Consider the following 23863-nt stretch of genomic DNA (forward strand, 5'->3'; position numbering starts at 1 on the left):
GCCACAATGGACTGCATGACCAGACGTGAGCTGACCCAAGCCCCCATTGTGGAGGCCGCGTGCGGCCGCACGCCCTCGCGAACCCCTGTGTGGTTCATGCGTCAAGCTGGCCGGTCCCTGCCGGAGTACCGCGCGGCGCGCGAAGGCATTGCCATGCTTGACTCGTGCTTCATGCCGGAGCTTCTGGCGGAGATCACCTTGCAGCCGGTGCGCCGCCACGATGTGGATGCCGCGATCTTGTTCTCCGACATCGTCGTGCCGCTCAAGGCGGCGGGCGTGGACGTGGAGATCGTGCCGGGCCGCGGACCCGTCATGGCGCAGCCGGTGCGCACGAAGCAGGACGTGGCTGATTTGCCGGTTCTCGATCACGAGGTCGAAGAGGTGGCCCAGGGCATCGGCCACATTCTGGATGAGCTGAATGACACCCAGGCCCTCATCGGTTTCGTCGGGGCCCCGTTCACCCTGGCCAGCTACCTCGTCGAGGGCGGACCGAGCAAGAACCACGAGAAGACCAAGGCCATGATGCACGGTGACCCGGACACGTGGCACGAGCTCATGCGCCGCCTGGTGCCGACTATTACGGCGTTCCTGCGCACGCAGGTCACCGCCGGCATCGACGCGATGCAGCTCTTCGATTCCTGGGCCGGGTTCCTCACCGAAGCGGACTACCGCCGCCACGTGCTGCCGTATTCGACGGAGATCTTGGAGTCGGTCGCGGGAGAGATTCCCCGCATCCACTTCGGTGTGACCACGGGAGAGCTGCTCGGCGCCATGTCGGAGGCCGGTTCGGAGGTCATGGGTGTGGATTGGCGCGTGCCGCTGGATCGCGCCGCGGAGCGTTTCGCCTCCCCGCGAGTGCTGCAGGGCAACCTCGATCCGGCGATGCTCTTCGCCGACACCGACGTGGTCCGCGTCGAGGTGGCGCGCATCAAGGCCGAGGCCGCACGCGCTGTCGAGGTGGGCACGGCCACCGGCCACATTTTCAACCTCGGCCACGGTGTGCTGCCGGACACGGACCCCGATGCCATTACCGAAGCTGTCCGGATCATTCACGAGAAGTAGCCAGGCAGGAGACTTAAGACTAATGCCCCAGAAAATCGCCATCATCGGTGCGGGACTCGCAGGCTTGACCACCGCGTACGAGCTGAACAAGCTCAGTCCGAAAGGCGGAAAGCCGAAAATCGACGTGTACGAGGCCACCGACCGGATCGGCGGCAAGCTGCACACCGTCGCGTTCGAAGCGGGCCCGACAGACATGGGTGCTGAAGCGTTCATGGCGCGGCGCCGGGATGCAGTGGATTTCTTCACCGAGCTGGGCCTGAACGATTCGCTCGTCGAGCCGTCCGGGCTGCGTTCGCTGGTATGGGTCGACGGTGAAGCGCGCCAGCTGCCCAGCGGCGGCATCATGGGAATCCCCAGTTCATCGGAAGTCGTTGCTCACCTCGTTTCAGAGGAGACAGCGCAGCTTATCGACGGCGAATCGGCCCGCCCCGGCTTCACCTGGCCAGAGGACGGCGATTTGAATGTCGGCGCTCTCGTGAGGGAGCGCTACGGTGACGAGGTGGTGGACAATATCGTGTCCGCTCTCCTCGGCGGGGTGTACTCCTGCACGGCAGATGACCTCGGTGTGCGCGCGACCATTCCTCAGCTGGCTGCCGAATTCGACCGCCTTGCAGCACAGTCCCCGGACCGCACCGTCCACCTCTCCACGGCGGTGTGCAACCTAGAGGAGCAGCAGGCGGCGAAACGCAAGGAGCTGCCCACTGGCCACGGCGCCGTGTTCAACGCGTTCCGCGACGGGTACCAGGAGCTGTACGAGGAGCTCGCGGAGAAGTCCGGCGCAGACATCTACATCGACGCATTCATCTCCGGAATCGAGCGTGTCGAATCCCCGGACGCAGGCACAGGCTTCCGGCTCAAGGGCGGGGAGGACACCGTCTACGACCACGTCGTGCTGGCTGTGCCCGCGCCGACGGCAGCGCTGCTGCTCAAACAGGTTGCGCCGGAAGCGTCGCAGACTCTGTCCAACGTGAAGCTGGCCAATTCAGTCGTGGTGGGCATGCGTTTCGCCACCGACGAGGGATTGCCGGAGAACTCCGGCGTGCTCGTGGCCACGGGAGCAGAGGACGTCCGGGCGAAGGCGTTCACCCTTTCCTCCCGGAAGTGGCCGCACTTGGCGGAGCGCGGCGGGGCACTCGTCCGCGCCAGCTTCGGCCGGTACGGCGACGATATCGCGATCCGCGCCGACGAGGATGACCTCGTGGACTGGGCACTGGATGACCTTAAGACCATCACCGGTTTCGACGGCCGCGAGGCAGGCTTGGAGGAAATCTACGTTCAGCGCTGGTTCGGTGGTCTCCCGCGGTTCGATGAGAAGCATGTGGAAACGGTCGCGGACGTCGAAAAGCAAATTGCGCTAATCGACGGAATCTCCGTCACCGGTGCCTGGGTCGGCGGGGTCGGTGTGCCCGCCGTGATCGCGCATGCGCGTGAGGTGGCGCGCACCCTGGCCAGCTGACAATCTGCGCGGTCGAGGCGGTAGGGTAAGAAACCATGTCGCTAGAGCGCCAGGAAGCAGACCGGCCGGTGCCGGAGAATGAGCCGACCGCCCACGAAGCCGAGCGCGAATGGTGGGAAGAGCCCGGCATGCCGTGGAACTCCAAGCCCACTAAAGAGGACTACTGGTGTTTGGCGTGGTTCGGTTTCGTCGGGCTGTTCGGCATGGCCCTGATTCCGCTGCGCGCCTGGCTGCTGGGACTGGACCCGCCGGTCCTGTTGGCCTTGACGGGGTCCCGCATTGGTGCGGCCTCCACCGGTGCTCTCGCCGCAGTGGGGGAAGCCCCCGGCTGGATCTGGTACGTCCTCATCGGCTCAGTGGTGGCCATCAAATTCGACTGGGTCTACTGGTGGGCCGGCAAGCTCTGGGGCCGCGGAATGCTCGACGTGCAGGCGGAGACCTCGAAGCGGATGGCAAAGAACATCGACCGGGTCGAGGGCTGGTTCCACAGACTCGGATGGCTGGCTATTTTCTTCGCCTACTTGCCCATTCCGCTGCCGATCAAATTCGTGGTGCTGGTGCTCACCGGTGCCACCGGCATGTCGTGGCAGAAGATGCTCGCCCTGGACCTCGTGGCTAAGACCGCGTGGACGCTGCTGTATTTCTGGCTCGGCTGGGTGATCGGCGAGCCCGTCGTCTTCGTCCTCGAGCAGTACGCCAAGGTGGCTAACTGGATCGCCATCGGCCTGCTCGTGGTCGTCTTCGTCGGGGTGTTCAGGCGGCAGTCGAAGACCGCCTAGTCCGCGGCGGCGGGGGAGGATCCGGCGCGCTCGAGCACTTCATCGCGCAGGTAGAGGCGGACGAGGTCGAGCACATCGTCGTCGTCAGCATTGGAAATGGCGCGGGCGATGTCCACGACCGAGTCGTCGGGGGACATGTCCAGCTGCGCGGCAATGCGCCGGTCCAGGGAGCGCTCCGTGCGTTGAGGCTGCGGCGCGGTGCGCCACCTGCCCAGCCAGTAGACCGCCATGGACAACACCGACGCGGCGATGGAAGAAATGAGCATTCCCTTCCACGCGGCGATGTGGAAGTGCGAGAAGCCGAGCGTCATCGCCCCGGCCAGGAGCGACGGAAAGACAAGCATTTTCTGCGAGGTGAACAGTGCCGGGACTTTCCCCAGCACAACGTCGCGCACCAGCGAACCGCCGGTGGACGTGACCACCGCGAGTAGCAGGGCGGCGATCCACGGCAGATCGTTGACAATCGCATGGGTGGCACCCACCACCGACCACACACCGATGGTGACTACGTCGAGGTAGAAGCGCACCTGGTCCCACAACACGCCCTCAATGTCGATGAAGAAGGCGATCGCGGCACCCGTCACAGCGATGATGAGGTACCAGGGGGATTGCAGTGCCGCGGCGGGGCCGTTGCTGAGCAAGCAGTCGCGCAGTAAACCACCCGCGAGGGAAGAGATCAATGCGATGAAGCCGAAGCCGACCACATCGAAGTTCATGCGTTTCGCAACAGTCCCGCCAACCATCGCGGCCAGCAGGACACCGGTGTACTCAAGGATGTAATAAAAAGGGCCGAAGTCATTCACTTCGGCGATCCTAGTTATCCCCAGTGACCCTGGGGCAGTGCCCGGCTACACGCGCCGGGCACCGTCTTGAGCGCTTGTCGCATAGATCGTCGGCACAGGGAAGCCACCGGAACGTGTCGCTGATTCAATGGCGGCAGCCACCTCATCAACACGGTCGTCGGGGCACAGCGCGATAGTCGAACCGCCGAATCCACCGCCAGTGATGCGCGCGCCGACTGCACCGGCTTGCAACGCCGCTTGCACGGCAGCTTCCAACGCGTCCGGGACGATCTCGTAATCGTCCCGCAAAGAGGCGTGGCTGTCGTTCATGAGCCGGCCGAAGCGCTCTACATCGCCGGCTTTGAGTGCCTCCACAGCTTCGATGGTGCGGGCTGTCTCCGAGTGGACGTGGCGCACGCGGCGGCGCACCACTTCCGGTTCGTTGCCCAGCGCGTCCGCGGGGTTCTCCGCGGCCCACTCGACTGCCCGCTCCACGATGTCCTCCTCGCGGAAGGAGCAGGAAAGGGCGGCCGCGGCGGCGTCGATAAGCCCGCGCCTGGAGCTGTACTCGCCGGTGGCGTGAGAGTGCTCGACGTGGCTGTCGGCGATGAGAAGCTGGTAGCCCTCCATCGCGCACGGCACCTGCTCGTGGGTGTTCCCCAGGAAATCGAGGGCCAGCGCGTGGCCCGCGCGGCCGCGCACCACCGCATTCTGGTCCAGCCCGCCGGTGTTGGCGCCGACATAGAAATTCTCCGCGCGCATCGTCGCGGCGATGAGCTCCTCGTCGCTGGTGCCTAGCTCGTACAGGTCGCGGGCTGCGACGCCGACGGCGCACTCGAGTGCTGCCGAACTGGACAGCCCGGAGCCGAGTGGCACGTCGGAGACCACCGCGATGTCCATGCCGCCTGCACCCAGCGCGTGGACGGTGCCGGCGATGTACCCCCGCCAATCGGGCAAGATACCCGGCGTGGCATCCGGAGCGTTCACAGCCTCATCCAGCTCGGCGAGCGCGACGGATGCGTCGAGCAGCTCGCCGTTCGGTGCCTGGGAAAGCATCCGCAGCAGGCCATCAGAACGCTTCCGCGCAGCAACAGCCGTGGCCATCGTCGTGGCGTACGGCAGGCACACGCCGTAGGCGTAGTCCACATGGTCGCCGATGAGGTTCACGCGCCCCGGGGCGAGCCAGGTGCCTGTGGGCGCAGCGGGGTCGGTGTCGGGGCCGGCCTTTTCCGCCAAGAATGCGCGGGCCTCCGCTGCGAGCTCTTCCGGGGAGCGGGTGGAAGGGACGATCATGCGTAGTGCTCCTTAATAGTCGCGGCAATGGTCTCCGGGGTGGTGTCGTTGATCCACACCCCCATGCCGGATTCACTGCCGGCGAGGAATTTCATGCGGTTCGGCGACCGCATAAGCGAGAACAGCTGGAGGTGGAAGCGGCCGTCGGCGGGCGCATCCACAGGCGCCTGGTTCCACGCGGCGATGTACGGGGTGCGCTCCACTCCCTCGAAGAAGTGGTCCACGGCGGCGAAGAGCTTGTGGCAGATCCCCGCCAGATCGTCCCTCTCCTCATCGGAGAGGCCGGCGAAATCAGGCACGGCGCGCTTGGCCATGACCATGACTTCCAGCGGCCATTTCGCGGCGGCGGGAGTGAACACGAGGAAGTGCTCGGAGTCCTCGATGACGCGGCCGGCGGCGCGCTGCTCGGCGGCAATGATGTCGTCGAAAAGCTCGGTGCCGTGCTGCTCGCGGTGCTCCTGCGCGCTGCGGGAGATCGCCGCCGTGCGCGGGGGAACAAACGGGTAGGAGTAGATCTGCCCGTGGGGGTGGTGCAGGGTCACACCGATTTCTTCGCCCCGGTTCTCAAAGGGGAAGACAGCCTTCACCTCGTCGATAGCGGAGAGTTCGGCGGTGCGGTGAGCCCAGACGTCGATGAGCGCGCGTTTACGCTCGAGCGGAAGGTCCTTGAAAGAACCGTCCGCATCCGGCGTGAAGCAGACGACCTCGCAGCGGGCCAACGCCGGGGCGCGCTCGAAAATGTCCTCCCCGTCAACGCGAGGATCGTAATCCTCCGCGACCGACTGGTGCATGCTCAGCGACGGGAACCGGTTCTCAAACACCACCACCTGGTAATCCGCCTCGGGAATCTCGCTCGGCTTCTGGCCCGGACGCGTCGGCGCCAACGGGTCCTCGTTCGCCGGGGGAAGGAAGGTGCGGTTTTGCCGGTGGGCGGCGTAGATCGCCCACTCACCGGTCAACGGGTCGCGGCGCATCCACGACTCGGTCTCCACCGTGGGCAGGCCGCGCTCATCGGCGGCAGTGCGGTCGGGGGTGCCCGGCTCGTCGAAGTAGATGAGCTCGCGGCCGTCGGACAGGTTCGTGCGGGTGATCTTGAGGTTGGTCATTTACTCAGCGGCTTCCAGCGTCTCGGGGTTGAAGGCGATCGGGCGCAGCCGCGCCCACACGAAGAACAGCACAGCGGACACGGCCAGAGCGATACCCACCCACAGGTTATCCGCCGCATCCTTGGGTGCGCCGGTATCGGCGTTCACACCTGGATCCAGGGCGAAGGAGCAAATGATCAGAACCAGGCCGTAGAACCCCAGCAAAGCAGCGATGACGTTGCGGATGTCAAAGGCCGCGGTCGCCGTCTTGGGCTCGGGTTTCGGCTTCGGTGCGTTCGCGGAACCGCGTCCGCCGGAAATGGAAGTAGTCATGCGAATCAGATCCTTTTATCGAACGTGTCTGAAGTGACCTCAAGGTCACAGGAACACGAGGTTGAGGGCCACAACAAGAACACCGGCGATGATGCCCAACGGGATGGTGCGCTGGTACCAAGGCAGGGTCGCCTCAGCGGCGTCGACAAGCTGGTCCTTCGGGGTGACGCTGCGGACGAAGCCGACGAGCTCCTCGTCCGGTTTGGGGGTGGTGAACAGGGACACAATGACACTGACCAGGATGTCCACGACGAATGCGAGCGACGCGGCAACGAATGCGGTGCCTTGGCCCGGAAGTGTGACAACGGGGTTCTCGCCCAGGGACAGCGCCCAGAAGATGATCGCGGCGGCGGTGCCGGCCACCAGGCCGGACCAACCGGCGTGCGGGGTCATGCGCTTCCAGAACATACCGAGGATGAAGGTGGCAAACAGCGGGGCGTTGAAGAAGCCGAAGAGTGTTTGCAGGTAGTCCATGATGTTGCCGAAGTTCGCTGCGAGGAGAGCGGTGAACACGGCGATCACGGTCGCCCCCACAGTGGCCAGGCGGCCGACGCGCAGGTAGTAATCATCCTCCCGGTCCTTGACCACGTAGGTCTGCCACAGGTCGTAGCTGAAGACGGTGTTGAAGGAAGAGATATTCGCGGCCATACCGGCCATGAAGGCGGCGAGCAGACCCGCGATGCCGACGCCGAGGAGGCCGTTGGGCAGTAGGTCGCGCATGAGGTAGAGCACCGCGTCGTTCGGGTTCGCGGCACCTTCCATGATCGGTGTGACCAAGACGGAGGCGATCATGCCGGGGACGACAACGATGAACGGGATGAACATCTTCGGGAAGGCACCGATGATGGGCGTCTTGCGCGCGGATGCCAGCGAGTCCGACGCCATCGCGCGCTGCACTTCGACGAAGTTGGTTGTCCAGTAACCGAAGGACAGAACGAAGCCGAGGCCGAAGACGATACCCACGACCGACCAGACCGGGTTGTCGAAGCCGGACAGGCCCTGGCCGGGCCATGCGGAGAAGTGGCTCGGGTCGTTGATAGCAGTCTTCAAGCCCTCCCAGCCGCCGACATGGCGCAGACCGATGATGGTCAACGGCAGCAAGGCCGCGATGATGACGAAGAACTGCAGGACCTCGTTGTAGATCGCGGCGGACAGGCCGCCCAAAGTGATGTAGGCCAGTACGATGACAGCCGCGACCACGAGCGTGGCCCACAGCGGCCAGCCCAGCAGTGCTTCGACCACGGTGGCCAGAAGGAACAGGTTCACACCGGCGATGAGCAGCTGCGCAATCGCGAACGACAGGGCGTTGACCAGGTGTGCGGCGGGGCCGAATCGGCGGAGCATGAACTCTGGCACAGATCGGACTTTCGAGCCGTAGTAGAACGGCATCATCACAATGCCGAGGAAGATCATGGCGGGCACTGCGCCGATCCAGAAGTAGTGCATCGTCTGCACGCCGTATTCCACACCGTTGGCGGACATACCGATGATCTCCACCGCGCCTAGGTTGGCGGAAATGAAGGCCAAACCGGTGATCCAGGCGGGCAGGCCGCGACCGGAGAGGAAGAAGTCGATGGAGGAGGACACTCCTCGTTTCGCTGCCCAGCCAATGCCCAAGACAAAGGCGAAGAACACCGCGACGAGCAGATAGTCGACCCAGGAGGCGTCGAGCCGCAAGGCTGTATCCATGTTGAGGGGGACTCGCTTTCTAGCTTTCGTGTGTGATGGCCCGGACCGACCAGCCCACCGTGAGGCGGCCGCCGGGTTCGAGCACGGTCAGGTCCTCGCCGGTGGCGAGGGCGTTCGGGGGAGCGGTCATCGGTTCGACCGCCACATGCCGCTGCGGGGAGGTGAAGATCTGCGTCCACGGCATGTTCGCCGTGGCTTCGAGCTCCACTCCTGTGCCGGTGGCATCCACCAACCGCGCGATGCGGGGCTGGTCGGCGACGGGGTCATACCCGGCGTCGTCAAGCCACGTTCCGCCCATGCGGATGGGGCTGTCCGGCCAGGGCTCGCGCGCCCCGACCGGGATGTTGCGTTCGTCCAACGGCTGGCGCTGCGCGATGGTGTGGTGCAACGTGCACTCATCCAACGGTGCTCCTTGCGCATCCAGGTAGGTGTGCACGCCGAGTGCACACGGGGCCGGGCCATCGGAGAGATTCAACGCAGTCATGGATGCCTCAAGCCCGGAGTCGGTGAGCTGGTAGCGGACCGTGAGCTCGATCGACCACGGCCAACCGCGCTCAGGACCGAGGACTGTGCGTAACGTCACGTCGCTTCCAGCTTCCCCGGGGGTCTTTTCCGCGTGGAAATCGAAGATCCGCCGCGGCGTGAAACCATGCAGGGCGTGCCCCAGCTCCGGTTCGGTGACTGCGAGTTCATATCTCGTCCCGGAAAACGTGTACACCGCATCCGCAACGCGGTTCGGCCACGGTGCGAGCACGATATTGGTTGCCTGCGTCGGGTGCGTGCCCTGCGCAAAGCTGCGCAAGAGCGGTTTTCCGTCCACAGTGAGTTCGCGTATAGCAGCGCCCGACGCGGAGACGGCTGCGCGCACCGCGCCGCGTTCGAGCATTACTTCGGGGACCGCATGGTCGACATCCATGAGGGTAATTATCCGCCCGGATACCCCCGATCCAGAAATCATCGCACCACTAATGGGTGGGTTCCTACTCAATTCGGGGTACTTCAACCGTTCGGAGCTCTGACCTAGAATCGGGGCCATGACTTCTTCCGCTTCTGATGCACACACCGCCCCGACGTCGCAGAACACCGCCCGTTCCGCCGAGCTGTTCACGCGCGCGAAAACCGTCACGCCCGGCGGCGTGAACTCCCCGGTGCGCGGCTTCGGCTCGGTGGGAGGGCAAACGCGCTTCATCAAGGAGGCGCACGGCTCGACGCTTATCGACGTCGACGGGAACTCCTACGTCGACCTCGTCGGTTCCTGGGGCCCGATGATCCACGGCAACACCCACCCCCAGATCGTGGAGGCGGTGGAGAAAGCTCTGAAGGACGGCTTGTCTTTCGGCGCGCCGACCGAGGCTGAGGTCCGCTTGGCCGAACAGATCGTGGAGCGCACTAGCGTGGAGCAGGTCCGCATGGTCAACTCCGGCACCGAGGCGACCATGTCCGCGGTGCGCCTGGCCCGCGGCTTTACTGGCCGGCCGAAGATCCTCAAATTCGAGGGCTGCTACCACGGCCACGTGGACGCGCTGCTCGCGTCCGCCGGTTCGGGTGTGGCCACCTTCGCCCTGCCTGACACTCCGGGAGTGACCGGTGCGCAGGCCGGCGACACCATCGTCGTGCCGTACAACGATGTGGACGCGGTCCGCGAGGCCTTCGCGGCGCACCCAGGGGAGATCGCCGCAATCATCACCGAGGCCGCCGCCGGAAACATGGGCACCGTCGCGCCGGAGGGGGGTTTCAACCAGGCGCTCAAGGACATTGCCCACGCCGACGGCGCACTGCTGATCATCGACGAGGTGATGACGGGCTTCCGCACCTCCTACCGCGGCTGGTTCGGCGTTGACGGGGTAGCCGGCGACCTCACCACATTCGGCAAGGTCGTCTCCGGCGGTCTACCTGCGGCGGCATTCGGCGGCCGCAAGGAGATCATGGAGAAACTCGCGCCCACAGGCCCCGTGTACCAGGCCGGCACACTGTCGGGTAACCCGGTGGCGATGGCGGCCGGGGCTGCGTCGCTAAGCCTGGCCTCCGAGGAGATCTACCCGCAGCTGAACGCCAACGCGGACCGGCTGGCCGGGCTCATCCACGACGCGCTCGACCGCGCCGGGGTCGCCCACAACATCCAGCGCGCGGCGACGATGCTGTCCGTTCGATTCGCGGAAGGTCAGGGCCGCAACTTCGCCGAGATGAAGGCCGCCGACACCTTCCGGTACGCGCCGTTTTTCCACGCGCTTCTCGATGCCGGGGTGTACGCCGCCCCCAGCGCCTTCGAAACGTGGTTTGTGTCCACGGCTTTGACCGATGCAGACTTTGAGAAGATCGAACAGGCGCTGAAGCCCGCAGCAACCGCAGCGGCGGCGGCCACGCCGGACGCATAGGGCACCGGGGTAGGACGCATAAGCGGAGAGGAGCTCACTATGGCGAGGACCGTCGTGCACCTCGTGCGCCACGGGGAGGTATTCAACCCGGGCAAGATCCTGTACGGGAGGCTCCCGGATTTCCATTTGAGCTCCCGCGGGCGCTCCATGGCGGCGCGCACCGCCACCAGCTTCAAAGGGCGCGATGTCATCTACTTGGCGGCTTCACCGCTCGAGCGCGCCCAGGAAACCGCGGCCCCGATCTCCGAGGTCGTGGGCACGGGCATCCACACCGACCCGGATCTCATCGAGGCCGGCAACACATTTGAGGGCCTGCGCACCAAAGGTTTCCCGTCGCAGTTGATGAATCCGATCCGCTGGCGCCACATGACCAACCCCCTCCAGCCGAGCTGGGGCGAGCCGTACACGGAGATTCTGGAGCGCATGGAACGCGCTGTCGACGCCGCGCGTACTCACGCGGAGGGGCACGAGGCAGTATTGGTGTCCCACCAGCTGCCCATTGTGATGATCCAGCGCTCCGTAGCTGGCAAGCCGCTGGCCCACGTCTCCCGGCAGTGCGAGCTGGCCAGTGTCACCTCGCTGACATTCGACGGAGACACGTTGACCGGCTGGACCTACGATGAACCGGCCAAGGATATTTAAGGACATTCAATGCGCGCACGAACTCCCCGCACGATCAGGGCTCTCGCAACCGTTGTCGCGGGTGCTTTGTCCCTCTCGGCGCTGACGGCATGCGCCACCACGAATTCGGGCGAGACATTCTCTTTCCACTCGCCCGGCGGCCAGGTGGAGATCTTCTACGAAGAAGACGAGCGAGCTCCGCTGGAGGATTTCTCCGGCGAGTCCCTGATGGAACCGGGCACGCAGATCTCCCTTTCGGATTTTGACGGCCAGATTGTGGTGCTCAACGCCTGGGGTCAATGGTGCGCGCCGTGCCGCGCCGAGGTGGACGATCTGGAAGAAGTCCAGCAGCACCTTGCTCAGAAAGGGCAGGGCACCCAGCCCGCCGGCACGGTGCTGGGCATCAACGTCCGCGACCCGCAGCCGGAGATCGCCCGCGACTTCGTTCGGGACAACGGCGTGACCTACCCGTCGATCTACGATCCGCCGTTCCGCACTGCGGGTGCCTTGGGGGGCATCCCCACCTCGGTCATTCCCACGACGGTGATCCTGGACAAGCAGCACCGTCCTGCCGCGGTGTTCCTGCGGGAGGTCTCCGCTCAGGATGTCATCGAGGTCACCGACCGCTTGGCGGCTGAGGCGTAAATGGGGGAGACGTTCGCTGACCTCGCCGCCTCCGGCCCTCTGCTACTGGGAATTCTCGCCGCGGCGCTCGCCGGGCTGGTGTCCTTCGCGTCGCCGTGCGTGGTTCCGCTGGTGCCTGGGTACATGTCGTACCTGACCGGCATCGTCGGCGGGGAGATGACCACGGCGACAGCCGACGGGGAGCTCGCCGTCGGCCGCAAGCGCAAGTGGGCGGTGGTCGGCGCAGCCGGCCTGTTCATCCTCGGGTTCACCGTGGTGTTCCTGCTTGCCACCGTCACCGTCTTCGGAGCGATCAGCCTGATCAGGCTCAACGCGGATACCCTCATGCGCATCGGCGGTGTGGTGACCATTCTCATGGGCCTGGTGTTCATGGGCAGCGTGCCCATGCTGCAGCGCGATACTCGCATGCAGCCGAAGAGGTGGGCCACATGGCTGGGCGCGCCGCTGCTCGGCGGCGTGTTCGCGCTGGGCTGGACGCCGTGCCTGGGGCCCACACTCGGTGCGGTGGTCTCCGTGGCCGTGGGTACCGACGGGTTCACGGCGGTGCGCGGCATCGTCCTTGTCATCGCCTACTGCCTGGGCCTGGGCATTCCGTTCCTGCTCATGGCTCTCGGTTCCGCCCACGCGGTGGAGGCCATCGGTTTCCTGCGCAAGCACTCGCGTACCATCCAGATCATCGGCGGGGGGGCCATGATCGTGGTGGGCGTGCTGCTGCTCACCGGGGTGTGGAACACCTTCATCGGTTGGACCCGCCAATGGGTGGATGGTTACGGCACGACCTTGCTGTAGCGGCCCGCGACTCGGGCCGTGAAGGCTGTGAGAGAGACGATTCGGAAACAACACATGCTTACTACCGCGACGACCTGGGCGAAGAAGCTTTGGCACTGGCTGACCAGCATGCGCACAGCGCTGGTCTTGCTGTTCCTCCTCGCTCTCATCGCGGTTCCGGGCGCGCTTTTGCCGCAGCGGGAAATCAGCGAGAGCCAGGTCAACGAGTACCTGGACGCCAACCCGGTAATGGGCAAGATTTATGACAAGCTCTCGCTTTTCGATGTCTTCTCGTCCCCCGTCTTCGTCGCTCTTTTGACCCTGCTGATCATCTCCCTGATCGGCTGCATCATTCCGCGCTCCATCGACCATTACAAGGCGTACACCGCGAAGCCAACGCGCGCGCCGAAGTATCTGCACCGCATGCCGCACCACGCTGCCGGCGACGTGGACATGTCCGTCGAGGACGCAGCGGCGCATGCGGAGCGCACCCTGCGCAAGTGGCGCGTGGCGCGATACCAGCCGGAACAGGACCGTGCCGGGGAGCTCTCCCTGTCCGCCGAACGCGGTTACGCCCGCGAGCTGGCGAACCTGCTGTTCCACATCTCCATCGTCGCGCTCATTGCCATCTTCGCCTACGGCCGCATGGTCTTCTACGAAGGCCAGGTCATTGTGGTGACCAACTCCGAATCGGAGTACGCGGTGCCCGTGGAGCAGTCGCGCGAATTCTGCAACACGTCCCCCGCCAACTTTGACACCTTCCGCGCCGGCCCGCTTTTCGACGGCACCGGGCTCACCCCCTTCTGCCTCGTCTCCCACGACTTCACCGCCAACTACCTGCAGAACGGGCAGGCTGACTCCTTCGGCTCCCGCGTCTCGTACGCGGAGGGGGACGCAATGGCCACCGACCCGGACACGTGGGAGGAGTACACGCTGCGCGTGAACCACCCGCTGCGCATCGGCGGCGACCGCGTGTACCTGCAGGGCCACGGCTTCGCACCACAGATCACCGTGACGTGGCCGAACGGGGAGACCCGCACCCAGATGGTGCAGTACCGCCCGACTGACCTGACCTTCTTCCTGTCCAATGGCGTGATGCGTTTTGACCCGCCGGCGGGCATGTACCCGGATCTGGCGGAGCGCCGCCAGCACCAGCTGGCCATCGAGGGCGTTTTCGCGCCTACCGCCCAGTGGACCGGCCCGAACGGGGACATGCTGCAGTCCGCGTTCCCGTCCATGGATGACCCGGCGGTCTCCCTCGACGTCTACGCCGGCGATGCAGGCTTGGACACCGGACGCCCGCAAAACCTCTTCGCACTCGACCAGACGCTCATTGCCAACGGGCAGCTCGAGCGCGCCGACCGCGTGCAGCTCGCCGCCGGCGAAGAAGCGCAGATCCCCACCGGTAAGAAGACTCCGGACGGTGAGGACGAAGTGGTCACCGTGCGTTTCGACAGTGCCGCCGAGTACGCGAACTACCAGATCTCCCGCGACCCGACCCAGGGCTGGGCGCTGGCGGCCACCGTGATCATGCTCGGATCCCTCGTCGGCTCACTGCTGATCAAGCGCCGCCGCGTTTGGGTCCGCTTCCGCCCCGTGGAGGGCAGCACCGGCCGGGTCCATGTGGAAATCGCCGGTCTCGCACGCACCGACCGCGCCGGGTGGGGCAGTGAATTCGACGACGTGGTCGAAGAGATCCTGCGCGGCCGTGTGGGAAGCACCCAAGCTTCCGCTTTCGGTGACCCCGACACCGTGAATCTGGACGATGACGACGAGGAGGAGTGGCACTAGCCGCCGTGCAGCTGCGCGCTAACCGCGCCCCAACCGCATAAGCTGCGCGTTCACCCCCAATAGAGCTAGCTGGCCTGTGAAGTCCTTGGTCGTTTTGGTGACGTGGAGTAGCTTAAAGTCCATGCACGTCAACACCTCTCTGGCCCAAGTGTCGGACCTGTCTTTGCGGACCGCTTTCGCGGTCTACATCGTTTCCCTGGTTCTGGCCTGCATCCACTACATGCGGTCGCAGGCTGTCATCGACCTGCGCCGCGAGCAGAAGGCTGCGGACAACGCAGAGGCCAAGGACCGCGAGCTCGTCGCGGTGGGGCAGGGGGGATCGGAAGCGGTCGCCGTCGATAAGCCTGCGGGCAATTCCACTGAGCTCGATGCCGCGCGCGAACGTTCGCGGAAGATGGCGGGCATGGCGCAGGGCCTGATCTGGGTGGGCATCGCGTTCCACCTGGTGGCGATGGTCACGCGCGGCCTCGCGGTGAGCCGATTCCCGTTCGGCAACATGTACGAGTTCGTGCTCAGCTTCACCGCTGTGGCGATGGTCGTGGCGGCCGCGATCATCCAGCAGAAGCGCTGGCACACGATGTGGCCGTGGATTCTCGCGCCCGTGATCGTGCTGATCTTCCTGGATGCGACGGTGCTGTACGCGGAAGCCGCTCCGCTCGTGCCGGCGCTGCGCTCGTTCTGGTACCCCTTCCACGTGTCGACCGTGTCCATCGGTGCCTCGCTTGGCCTGATCTCCGGTGTCTTCTCCCTGCTGTACCTGCTGCGTATCTGGCAGCCGCGCGGTGAGGAGAAGGGGTTCTTCGGTGCGGTGGCCAAGCCGCTGCCGAGTGCCAAGAAACTGGACTCGTACGCGTACAAGACCGCGATCATCACCCTGCCCGTCTTCGGCATCGGCATCATGCTCGGCGCGATCTGGGGCGAGGTGGCCTGGGGCCGCTTCTGGGGTTGGGACCCGAAGGAGACCGTCGCTTTGATCACGTGGATCCTGTACGCCGCCTACCTGCACGCACGCGCGACAGCCGGCTGGAAGAATGCGAAGGCCGCCTGGATCAACGTTGCCGCGTTTATCACCAGCGTGTTCAACCTGTTCTTTATCAATCTGGTTGCGTCGGGCCTGCACTCGTACGCGGGACTGAACTAACTCCCAGACTTTCCCACGGTGCTTTCGGGGCACCGGCGTGCAAGATTGTGCTGTAGTAGCAGTATTATCCGTTCACGTCCAGTCAGAAGGAGTCCGCAGGTGCCTTCACCCCGTAAGAAGCTCGGCAAACCGGCAAGCGATATCCCCGTTTTGATCAAGCTTGGGGAGGCCTTGGCGCAACGACGCCGCGATGCCGGCCGCCTTCAGCAGGAAGTCGCATCTGCCGCTGGGGTATCACGGTCCACGCTGCACACGATCGAGCACGGTGGTGCCGGTGTGCGGTGGGAGAAAGTCGCCGCGGTTGCACAAGCACTCGGTTTGACTATCGAATGGGTGGAAGCCCCAGAAAAGGCTCCGCAAGGCTAGCTAGAGCTCAGGCCCTCAGGGGCGCGGGGCGTCATCGCCCGGCTCATCCGAGTGGTTTCCGCGCTCGCGCCGTAACCGGCGCTCCTCTTCCTCCCGCGCTTTGCGCTCGGCTTCTTCCTTGGCGCGGCGCTCTTTGAAGCGGTTTTTCTCGATGTTCCACAGAAATTCTTCATCGTCGTCCGGCCCCTTGATGGCCGGCGTTTGCTGCTGTTGCTGCCTATTCGGGCGGATCGCCCCGTAGCGCTCTGCGCTGCCCGGGCCGAATGCGCGCCACAGCAACCACGCTGCGAGGATGACCAGAAGAAGGAGAATGACGCGTCCCATGCCCTTAGGTTACTGGTTCGCTTCCATCCGCTCGGGGCGGGTACGCTCTAGAACCGTGACAGAGCCAGCAGCACCCCAGACCAGCGTTGATATGACCGCGCCTGCCATGGACGCATCCGCGCGCAAGCGCGCCAACCGCGCCGCACTCGTCTACGGCGGACTGCGCCTTGTGCTCTTCATCGTTCTCACGGTGGTCATTCAGGCGCTGGCCTTGCTTATCGACGCACCCATTCCCCTCGTCATGTCCGCCCTCCTCGCACTGATCGTGGCGTTCCCTCTGTCCATGCTGATCTTCTCCAAACAGCGCGTCGCAGCGACTGAAGCGATGGCGGCGTGGAACGAGCAGCGTCGCGCCCGCAAGCAGTGGGTGAGCGACGAATTGGCGGACCGCTAAATTCCTTTTCCGAAGAGCAGCGCGATCACGATCATCGCTGGCAGTGATGCGAACGTGGTGATGAAGACGGTGTCGCGCGCGACGGTCTCGCCCGCACGGTAATTAGCGGTGTAGTTGTACACGTTTTGCGCTGTCGGGAGTGCAGAAAGGATCACTGCGGCGTACAGGGCAGTCTCGTCCAGTCCTGCGAGCAGCCCCACTAGCCACGCCGCCGCCGGCATGAACGTCAGTTTCAGTGCAGAAGCCGTCAGGGTGGCAGGGCGGTCCGGCCCCTTCGCCAGCACGCTGCCGCCGCGCAGGCTGGCGCCGAAGCTCATGAGGATCATGGGAATGGATGCGCCGCCGAGAATCTCCAGCGGCTCCATCACCGGTGCTGGCACCGTCCACCCGGCTGCGGAGACCACCAAGCCCAGCAGCGGCGCGACCACCACGGGAGCGGTGAGGCCCGTTTTCACCGCGGTGATCACATTCCGTGCACGCGAATTCTGTGAATCCGGGTTGACGTCCAGCCCCGCGATGACGACGGGGGAGATGATGACCATCTGCATCAGCAGAACCGGCGCGACATAGGTCGCGTCGCCGATGACGTAAACGGCGATGGGCAGACCAATATTCACCGAATTGAAGTAGCTTGCGGACGCCGCGCCGGCCATGCGCGTGGGAATGTCCGCCTTAAAGAACAACGCGGAGACGACCCAGAACACCGCCATGGTCACCGCAGTGGCCAAGAAGACCACCAGAACGACAGGGGAGAGGAATGTGGAGGTGTCGGAGGTGGCCACGGTGGTGAACAGCAGCGATGGGGATGCCACCCAGTAGGCGACCCGGTTGAACATGAGGCGCTGCTCGCCGTCGCCGATCACGCCGCGGTGGGCCAAAATATAGCCCGCGCTGATCACGACGAAGATGATGGCAAAGCCGGTGATGACATCTAACACGAACGAATTACTCCCAGCGGGGGCTTACCCCGCAGCTCAAACTAGTACTCTGCGTCGTCGGGGATGTTCATGGTCCACCCGAAGTCGGTGTAGGGGACCGTTTGGCCGAGAGACATGAACGGGGAGCCGGCGATCAGGGCACCCGCCATGATCACCGCCCAGATCAGCATTGCCCGGCCGTTTGCGCCCAGCACCGGGATGAGGTCCTTGCCGGCCGCACCACGCTGAACTGTAATCACCGAGCCGATGGCCAACGGCAGTGCAGCGAGTGCCAGGAGCGTCGGGGTGTGGGCGGCGCCGATGAACACCGTGATCACGAACGGGGTCAGGGTGAGGACAGCGAAGAGGCGGCGGGCGCGGACATCGCCGAGCATCACCGCGAGCGTGCGTTTCCCGGCCTCGGTGTCGGTGGGGATGTCGCGGATGTTATTGGCCAAGTTGATTGCAGCAGAGATCGCGCCGACAGCGACGGCGCAGCCGATACCCACCCAGGAAATGGTGCCGGCCTGCGTGTACTGCGTTCCCAGCACGGCGACGAGTCCGAAGAAGACGAACACCGACACCTCACCGAAGCCGCGGTAACCATAGGGGTTCTTACCGCCGGTGTAGAACCACGCCGCGAGGATGCAGGCGGCACCGACGAGGATCAGCCACGGCGCACTCACCGCGGCGAGGATCAATCCGGCGAGCGCCGCCACACCGAAGGAGATGAACGCCGCCAGCTTCACCTGTTCCGGCCGCGCCAAACCGGACGCGGTCAGGCGGGTGGGGCCGGTGCGGTCGTCGTCCGTGCCGCGGATGCCGTCGGAATAGTCGTTGGCGTAATTGACGCCGATGATCATGCCCATGGCCACGATCAAGGCGAGGAGAGCCAGCGGAAGGCTGAGCCAGAACTCGAATGCGGCGGCACCTGTGCCCACGATCACCGGTGCGACGGCGTTGAACCACGTGTGGGGGCGGGCGGCTTCCCACCAATCCCGGGCGGTTGCACGGTCTGACTGCGTGTCCGTCTGATCACCGTCGTTGCCAGCGTCCGTAGATTCGGCAGCGTCGGTGGTGCCGTCAGTGCCGTTCGAATCGTCGGGGATTGGGGTGGTGTCGTCGCTCGCGTTCATGCTCACCATCATGCACTCAAAACTTCCCCCAAGCGAAGCTGGACTAAAGTATCGCTTCATGTGGATCGACTATGCCGTCCGCCAAGTACTGCACACCGCCGGAACGCTTGCCCGCCAGCCGGGCCTGCTCTTGGCTACCCGTGCACCGCGGCTGTCGTTCCCCCAACTCGGTGAGCTCGGCGATGAAAATGACACAGTCATTTCTCTGACCACCCACGGCAAACGCCTGTCCACATCTGTGTACTGCATTGCCTCCCTGCTCGTGGGCACCCGCAAGCTCCCGGTCATCCTGTGGCTGGATGAGGAGGATTACAAGGGCCCGTGGCCGAAAGGCCTGCACCGGCTGCAGGAACGCGGCCTGATCATCCGCCGTTCCGACGGGAAATACGGCCCGCACACGAAGTATTACGGCACGTTCAAAGACTTCGCCGGCACGAGCACCCGAGTGATCACCGTCGACGACGACATGATGTACCCGCGCTGGTTCGCCGAGAAACTGGTCAACGCAGCCGATGCCGATCCGGACTGCATTGTCGCGTACCGCGCCCACACCATCACGCTCGACGAGAACGGCATGCGCCCCTACAAGGATTGGCGGGCCACCCGGTCAACTGAGCCCTCGCCCCTCCACTTCGCCACCGGCGTATCCGGTGTGGCGTATCCGGCCTCCATGGTGGATTATGTCGCGGGGCTGGACACCAGCTTCGAGGACAAGGCCCCGCGTGCCGACGACGTCTGGCTCAACCACTGCGCCCTCCGCTCCGGCCACCTGGTCCGCCAGGTGTACCCGCACCCGCGGGAATTCTCTGTCATCCCGGCGAGCCAGCGCGAAGCACTCGTTCACCACAACCGCTGGCGCGGCGGCAACGACGCGCAGATCGCGGCGACCTACACCGACGAGGACGTCGAGAAGCTGCAAGCTGCTCTGCCCGTGGATTGACCAGCGTGGAACTGGCCCCGGGAAATTAGTGGGCCGGGACCAAGCGGTGAACGATTCGGCTATCCGGCTGGCGGTCGCGAGGGGATAAAACTCAATTAGCTGGGCTTACGCATTTTCGCGCATGCCGGGGTGAGCGAATCGTTCACCCGTTGGGTAGCTCCAACGATTCAGGGCGTATGAAACAGCTCGCGCACCGCAATGCGGTCGACCTTCCCCGGGCCGATAAGCGGCAACGAGTCAAGGCGGCGCAGATCCTTCGGCACTTGCCAGCGGGGAAGGTCGTCGAAAGCCTCCATCAGGTCGCTGACCGCGGCGGTGCCGGTGTAGACCGCGCAGATCCGGTTGCCGAAGCGGGGGTCGGGGACACCAACGACGCATGAGCCGTCGACGCCGTCGATGCCCAGCATGAAGGATTCGAGGACCTCCGGCTGGAGCTTCAACCCGCCGGTCTCGATGATGTTGTCGAGGCGACCCGTGACGCGCAGGGTCCCGTCAGTGAGTTCGCCCGCGTCGGAGGTGGCGTACCAGCCGGGTTCCGCGAATGCGGGGTGGTCGGGGATGTTGCGGTACCCGCGGGCGATCATCGGGCCGCCGAGGTGGATCCGCCCGTCGGTAACGCGGACTTTGGCTCCGGCGAGGGGCGTGCCGTTATAGACACAGCCGCCAGCGGTCTCGGAGGAGCCGTACGTGGTCACCACGTTGATGCGCAGCTTCGCAGCGGAGGTGAGCACACTTGGGTCGATCATGCCTCCGCCGACGAGAACGGCGCTGAATAGGCGGAGCGCTTCGATACCGGCGAGCGTGCTCATAGCCTTATCCAGCTGCATCGGGGTGAGAGCGGTGTACATCCGGTCCCCCGTGGCGGCGAGGTCCTCGGCGCGGGCGGCGAACTCGCTGACGTGGAACCCGCTGGTGAGGTCCACAAAGGCGGGCTCGACCCCGGCGACCATGCTGCGCACGAGCACCTGCAAGCCCGCAATGTGGTGGGCCGGCATGGCCAGCAACCACTGCCCTGGCCCGCCAAGGAACTGGTGGGTGGCATCGGCGCTGGCGACGAGGTTCAACGGGGTGAGTTCCGCGCCTTTTGGTGTGCCCGTCGAGCCTGAAGTGGCCACGACGGCAGCGACGGAATCGTCGATCGACTGGCCCGCCCGCATCGTGGTGCGCAGCGTCTCCGCCCGGTGCTTATCGGCCTTCGGCACCGGCAGAACCGCGCACTGCCCGGCAATCGCGGCCTCCAAATCCGGCATGATCGCCAGCGGGTCGGCGAGGTCGACGGGGAGCAGCTCAAGCATGTTCGGCACGCGCGTCATCCTAGCGTTGTTGAATCTCCTCCCGTGGGAGGAGGAACCGCACGCAGTTCGCCGGATAGGCTCGAGCGGGTGCGGATGAAAACCGGTGAGCTCGTGGTGACCCTGTTGGGGGCTGTGCTGGCACTGATGTACACAGGGCTGCTGTTCACCGGCCATACAGACGCAGCCGACTGGTTACAGGCTCTGCTCTCCTGGGGGTTTGTGGCCGCGCTCGCCCAGTGGCAGAGCAGACCTATGCTCGCGTCGGCTCTCATGGTCGGACTGAATGTGCTCTGGTCGATGGTGTGGCTGGCCGCTCCCACGAATATCGGTTACACGCTCTGGACGGTTCTGGTTCCGCTGGCGGTGTACACCGCGCGCCGCCGTGCAGGTGCCACATCCGGGGGAGCGCACTCCTCCCGGCCGGCCGCAGCCATCGCACTTGTGGCTGCGGCATGGTGTGTCGTGTCCCCGTTCATGTGGACGTGGGATGACCGTCTGATCCTGTTCTACCGCGAGCCGTTTGATGCGGCGCTCATGCTCGGCCTGCATTGGGCGGTCATTGCTGTCGCGTACCTTCTGGCGGCAAACGGCGCTGCGGAGGAAGAGGCGAAGGACAAGGATGCCCGCATGCGGGAAGAGCGCCTCGCCGCCGCGCGGGAAGAGGAGCGGCTGAATACTGCCCGCGACATCCACGATGTGCTGGGGCACTCACTGACGTTGATCACGGTGCAGGCCAACGCCGGGTTAGCTGCCGGTACAGAACGCGAGTCGCTGGAGCTGATTCGTGACACGGCTGCAGATGCATTGGCGGACATCCGGATACTGGTCAAAGGTTTGCGCGACGCCGGGCCGGGGCTCGAGCCCGCTGGCGGAGTGGAGGAAATCCCACGCATCATCGACCGGTTCCGTTCGGCAGGAATGAATGTCGCGCTCGCTGCACCGGCCGACCTAGATATTCCTGCGGTCACTGCGCAAGCGGCGAACCGGATCATCACCGAGGCGCTCACCAACGCGGTCAAGCACCAGCATGAGCCAGTTGCCCGTGTCACGGTCGCGCGAAACGCCGCAAGCGTCGTCGTGACCGTCACTTCGACCGGGCACGCGGAACCGCATCCGGGCGCAGGAACAGGAATCGTCGGAATGCGGGAGCGCGCCCGCGCGACGGGCGGCACACTCGATATCACGCACACCGAAGACCACGATGAAACGACGGTCACCGTCACCGCAACGCTTGGAGTATGACATGCGCATTCTGCTTGCCGACGATCAACCAATGCTCCTTTCCGCCCTCACCACGATCCTGAACACGCAGCCGGACATCCAGGTGGTGGCCACAGCCGCGAATGGTGAAGAAGCAGTGGAGCAGGTGAAGAACCACCACATCGACGTGGCTGTTTTGGACATCCGCATGCCTGTGCTCGACGGAATCTCGGCGTCACGCAGGATCATGCCGGCGGGGCCGAAAGTGATCATGTTGACCACATTCGACGACGATGCTCTCGTGCAGGAAGCGATCGAGGCAGGTGTTCACGGATTCCTCCTCAAAGACGCAGACCCGGACGTGCTCGCGAACGCAGTACGCACCGTCGCCCGCGGCGAATCCGTTCTTGCCAGCGGCGTGACGGGGAAGGTGCTGGAGTGGGTGAGAGGAGGCGTCGATAAGCGCAATGCTCTCAGTGATTTCGAGCGGCAGGCGCTGTCCCTACTCACGCGGCGGGAAGTGGAGGTGCTCGCGGAAATCGGTTCCGGTGCGACCAATGCGGAGATCGCGGAAAACCTGTTTATCGCGGAGACCACTGTGAAAACGCACGTGAAGAGCTTGCTGGCCAAGCTCGGGGCGCGCGACCGTGTCGCACTGGTGCTCCTTGCGCAACGCGCCGGGCTGGGTAGCTGAAAGATCCTCCCGCGGGAGGATCTCACGGCCGCTGTGGCGCAGAAGAATAAGGTGCATGAACGAATCCCACCTTGCCTGCTCCGACGTGTCCGTGACTTTCGGCGACCACCATGCGTTGAAAGGGGTGTCGCTGACCACCGTTCCCGGGCGCGTGCACGCGCTTCTGGGGCCCAACGGTGCCGGGAAATCGACTCTGATGTCCGTGCTCTTGGGGCTCATTGAGCCCGATGCCGGGACTGTCACGCTGATGGGCCAGCCGTTCGAGCGGTCCCAGCTGCGGTTCGTCGGCGCCTCGATCAACGACCCAGCGTTCTACGGCCACCTCAGCGCTCGCGATAACCTTCGAGTGCACACCACATTGCTGGGCTTGCCGGACTCTGAAGCCGACCGCGTGATCGAGCTCGTCGGTCTGGGTGCCGCGGGGAAGAAGAAAGCGTCGAATTTCTCCACGGGAATGAAAGGGCGCTTGGCGCTCGCGCAGGCGCTGCTGGGCGAGCCGCCAGTGCTGGTGCTCGACGAACCGCAGAACGGTCTCGACCCGGAAGGCATTGCGCACTTGCGCGAGTACTTGAAGGACTACGCCCGCGCCGGTCGCACGGTTCTGGTCAGCTCGCACCAGCTCGGCGAGGTTCTGCACCTGGCCGACGATGCCACGGTGATCGCCGGCGGCACCGTCCGATTCGCAGGCGAGCTGCGCGAGCTCGGCCCGAACCTGGAGGAGTCCTTCTTCCAGCTCACCCGCGGCACCGCTGCGACGGGGGAGGTGCGCTAGAAGCA

Annotated in this window: 25 protein-coding genes; 15 read left to right on the forward strand and 10 right to left on the reverse strand. The window is 65.0% G+C overall.

Annotated features, from left to right (window positions below; translation table 11 throughout):
* Window positions 1-15: 15 nt before the first annotated feature.
* The 3 genes from hemE to CZ338_RS04405 are packed head-to-tail and all read left to right on the forward strand — an operon-like array spanning window position 16 to window position 3297.
* Window positions 16-1062: a uroporphyrinogen decarboxylase gene (gene hemE, locus CZ338_RS04395; protein WP_087117073.1), complete on the forward strand. Its 1047-nt coding sequence runs from the start codon at window positions 16-18 to the stop codon at window positions 1060-1062.
* A 22-nt stretch (window positions 1063-1084) separates the two neighbouring features.
* The gene (locus CZ338_RS04400; RefSeq protein WP_087117074.1) at window positions 1085-2518 is read left to right on the forward strand and encodes a protoporphyrinogen oxidase; all 1434 of its coding nucleotides are present in this window, start codon (window positions 1085-1087) and stop codon (window positions 2516-2518) included.
* Window positions 2519-2553: 35 nt separating this feature from the next.
* Complete coding sequence (locus CZ338_RS04405; RefSeq protein WP_087117075.1) at window positions 2554-3297, forward strand: DedA family protein; 744 nt, start codon at window positions 2554-2556, stop codon at window positions 3295-3297.
* Here CZ338_RS04405 and CZ338_RS04410 read toward each other — a convergent pair.
* The 6 genes from CZ338_RS04410 to CZ338_RS04435 are packed head-to-tail and all read right to left on the reverse strand — an operon-like array spanning window position 3294 to window position 9395.
* Window positions 3294-4100 (reverse strand): trimeric intracellular cation channel family protein, encoded by an 807-nt coding sequence (locus CZ338_RS04410; protein WP_087117076.1) that lies wholly within the window; start codon window positions 4098-4100, stop codon window positions 3294-3296. The genes CZ338_RS04405 and CZ338_RS04410 overlap by 4 nt on opposite strands.
* Window positions 4101-4145: 45 nt before the next feature.
* Window positions 4146-5372 carry a galactokinase gene (gene galK, locus CZ338_RS04415; RefSeq protein WP_087117077.1) on the reverse strand — a complete coding sequence of 409 codons (1227 nt, stop codon included), beginning with the start codon at window positions 5370-5372 and terminating at the stop codon, window positions 4146-4148.
* Window positions 5369-6478, reverse strand: a complete 1110-nt coding sequence (gene galT / locus CZ338_RS04420) for a galactose-1-phosphate uridylyltransferase (RefSeq protein WP_087117078.1) — start codon at window positions 6476-6478, stop codon at window positions 5369-5371. Before galT ends, galK begins: the two co-directional genes overlap by 4 nt.
* Window positions 6479-6790, reverse strand: a complete 312-nt coding sequence (locus CZ338_RS04425; RefSeq protein WP_235839439.1) for a hypothetical protein — start codon at window positions 6788-6790, stop codon at window positions 6479-6481. It lies immediately after the preceding gene.
* Window positions 6791-6835: 45 nt separating this feature from the next.
* A complete protein-coding gene (locus CZ338_RS04430) occupies window positions 6836-8479 on the reverse strand; it encodes a sodium:solute symporter family protein (protein ID WP_087117079.1) in 1644 nt (547 codons plus the stop codon).
* A gap of 19 nt (window positions 8480-8498) precedes the next feature.
* Entirely contained in the window at window positions 8499-9395 is an 897-nt protein-coding gene (locus CZ338_RS04435; protein WP_162287304.1) for an aldose epimerase family protein, read from the reverse strand.
* 118 nt (window positions 9396-9513) lie between these two features.
* Here CZ338_RS04435 and hemL point away from each other — a divergent pair, with 118 nt between their 5' ends.
* From hemL to CZ338_RS04470, 7 genes are all read left to right on the forward strand, one after another.
* On the forward strand, window positions 9514-10854 hold the full coding sequence (gene hemL / locus CZ338_RS04440) for a glutamate-1-semialdehyde 2,1-aminomutase (RefSeq protein WP_087117081.1): 1341 nt from the start codon (window positions 9514-9516) through the stop codon (window positions 10852-10854).
* Window positions 10855-10893: 39 nt separating this feature from the next.
* The gene (locus tag CZ338_RS04445; protein WP_087117082.1) at window positions 10894-11496 is read left to right on the forward strand and encodes a histidine phosphatase family protein; all 603 of its coding nucleotides are present in this window, start codon (window positions 10894-10896) and stop codon (window positions 11494-11496) included.
* A gap of 9 nt (window positions 11497-11505) precedes the next feature.
* On the forward strand, window positions 11506-12120 hold the full coding sequence (locus CZ338_RS04450) for a TlpA disulfide reductase family protein (RefSeq protein WP_087117083.1): 615 nt from the start codon (window positions 11506-11508) through the stop codon (window positions 12118-12120).
* A complete protein-coding gene (locus CZ338_RS04455) occupies window positions 12121-12909 on the forward strand; it encodes a cytochrome c biogenesis CcdA family protein (RefSeq protein ID WP_087117084.1) in 789 nt (262 codons plus the stop codon). It abuts the gene before it with no gap.
* Window positions 12910-12963: 54 nt separating this feature from the next.
* Entirely contained in the window at window positions 12964-14679 is a 1716-nt protein-coding gene (locus tag CZ338_RS04460; RefSeq protein WP_204211844.1) for a cytochrome c biogenesis protein ResB, read from the forward strand.
* 121 nt (window positions 14680-14800) lie between these two features.
* Entirely contained in the window at window positions 14801-15820 is a 1020-nt protein-coding gene (ccsB, locus tag CZ338_RS04465) for a c-type cytochrome biogenesis protein CcsB (RefSeq protein ID WP_087117085.1), read from the forward strand.
* Between the two features lie 99 nt (window positions 15821-15919).
* Window positions 15920-16186, forward strand: coding sequence for a helix-turn-helix transcriptional regulator (locus CZ338_RS04470; protein ID WP_087117086.1), 267 nt, complete (start codon window positions 15920-15922; stop codon window positions 16184-16186).
* Window positions 16187-16201: 15 nt separating this feature from the next.
* Here CZ338_RS04470 and CZ338_RS04475 read toward each other — a convergent pair whose 3' ends face one another.
* Window positions 16202-16510 carry a hypothetical protein gene (locus CZ338_RS04475; protein ID WP_087117087.1) on the reverse strand — a complete coding sequence of 103 codons (309 nt, stop codon included), beginning with the start codon at window positions 16508-16510 and terminating at the stop codon, window positions 16202-16204.
* Between the two features lie 91 nt (window positions 16511-16601).
* On the opposite strand from CZ338_RS04475, the gene CZ338_RS04480 reads away from it, so the two are divergent.
* A complete protein-coding gene (locus tag CZ338_RS04480) occupies window positions 16602-16904 on the forward strand; it encodes a DUF4229 domain-containing protein (RefSeq protein WP_087117088.1) in 303 nt (100 codons plus the stop codon).
* Here the strand turns inward: CZ338_RS04480 and CZ338_RS04485 are convergent.
* Complete coding sequence (locus CZ338_RS04485; RefSeq protein WP_087117089.1) at window positions 16901-17842, reverse strand: AEC family transporter; 942 nt, start codon at window positions 17840-17842, stop codon at window positions 16901-16903. The genes CZ338_RS04480 and CZ338_RS04485 overlap by 4 nt on opposite strands.
* 41 nt (window positions 17843-17883) lie before the next feature.
* Window positions 17884-18957 carry a 1,4-dihydroxy-2-naphthoate polyprenyltransferase gene (locus CZ338_RS04490; RefSeq protein WP_087117090.1) on the reverse strand — a complete coding sequence of 358 codons (1074 nt, stop codon included), beginning with the start codon at window positions 18955-18957 and terminating at the stop codon, window positions 17884-17886.
* Window positions 18958-19015: 58 nt separating this feature from the next.
* Here CZ338_RS04490 and CZ338_RS04495 point away from each other — a divergent pair, with 58 nt between their 5' ends.
* On the forward strand, window positions 19016-19897 hold the full coding sequence (locus CZ338_RS04495; RefSeq protein WP_087117091.1) for a glycosyltransferase: 882 nt from the start codon (window positions 19016-19018) through the stop codon (window positions 19895-19897).
* A gap of 167 nt (window positions 19898-20064) precedes the next feature.
* Here the strand turns inward: CZ338_RS04495 and menE are convergent, their stop codons facing one another.
* Window positions 20065-21210 (reverse strand): o-succinylbenzoate--CoA ligase, encoded by a 1146-nt coding sequence (menE, locus tag CZ338_RS04500; protein WP_087117092.1) that lies wholly within the window; start codon window positions 21208-21210, stop codon window positions 20065-20067.
* A 75-nt stretch (window positions 21211-21285) separates the two neighbouring features.
* Here menE and CZ338_RS04505 point away from each other — a divergent pair, with 75 nt between their 5' ends.
* Genes CZ338_RS04505 through CZ338_RS04515 form a run of 3 tightly spaced genes read left to right on the forward strand, consistent with a single transcriptional unit; the run spans window position 21286 to window position 23858 of the window.
* A complete protein-coding gene (locus CZ338_RS04505) occupies window positions 21286-22434 on the forward strand; it encodes a sensor histidine kinase (RefSeq protein WP_235839463.1) in 1149 nt (382 codons plus the stop codon).
* 1 nt (window position 22435) lies between these two features.
* The gene (locus tag CZ338_RS04510; protein WP_087117094.1) at window positions 22436-23086 is read left to right on the forward strand and encodes a response regulator transcription factor; all 651 of its coding nucleotides are present in this window, start codon (window positions 22436-22438) and stop codon (window positions 23084-23086) included.
* Window positions 23087-23141: 55 nt separating this feature from the next.
* On the forward strand, window positions 23142-23858 hold the full coding sequence (locus CZ338_RS04515; protein WP_087117095.1) for an ATP-binding cassette domain-containing protein: 717 nt from the start codon (window positions 23142-23144) through the stop codon (window positions 23856-23858).
* The last annotated feature ends 5 nt before the right edge of the window (window positions 23859-23863 follow it).

The organism is Corynebacterium urinipleomorphum, from assembly GCF_900155535.1.
GTDB lineage: Bacteria > Actinomycetota > Actinomycetes > Mycobacteriales > Mycobacteriaceae > Corynebacterium > Corynebacterium urinipleomorphum.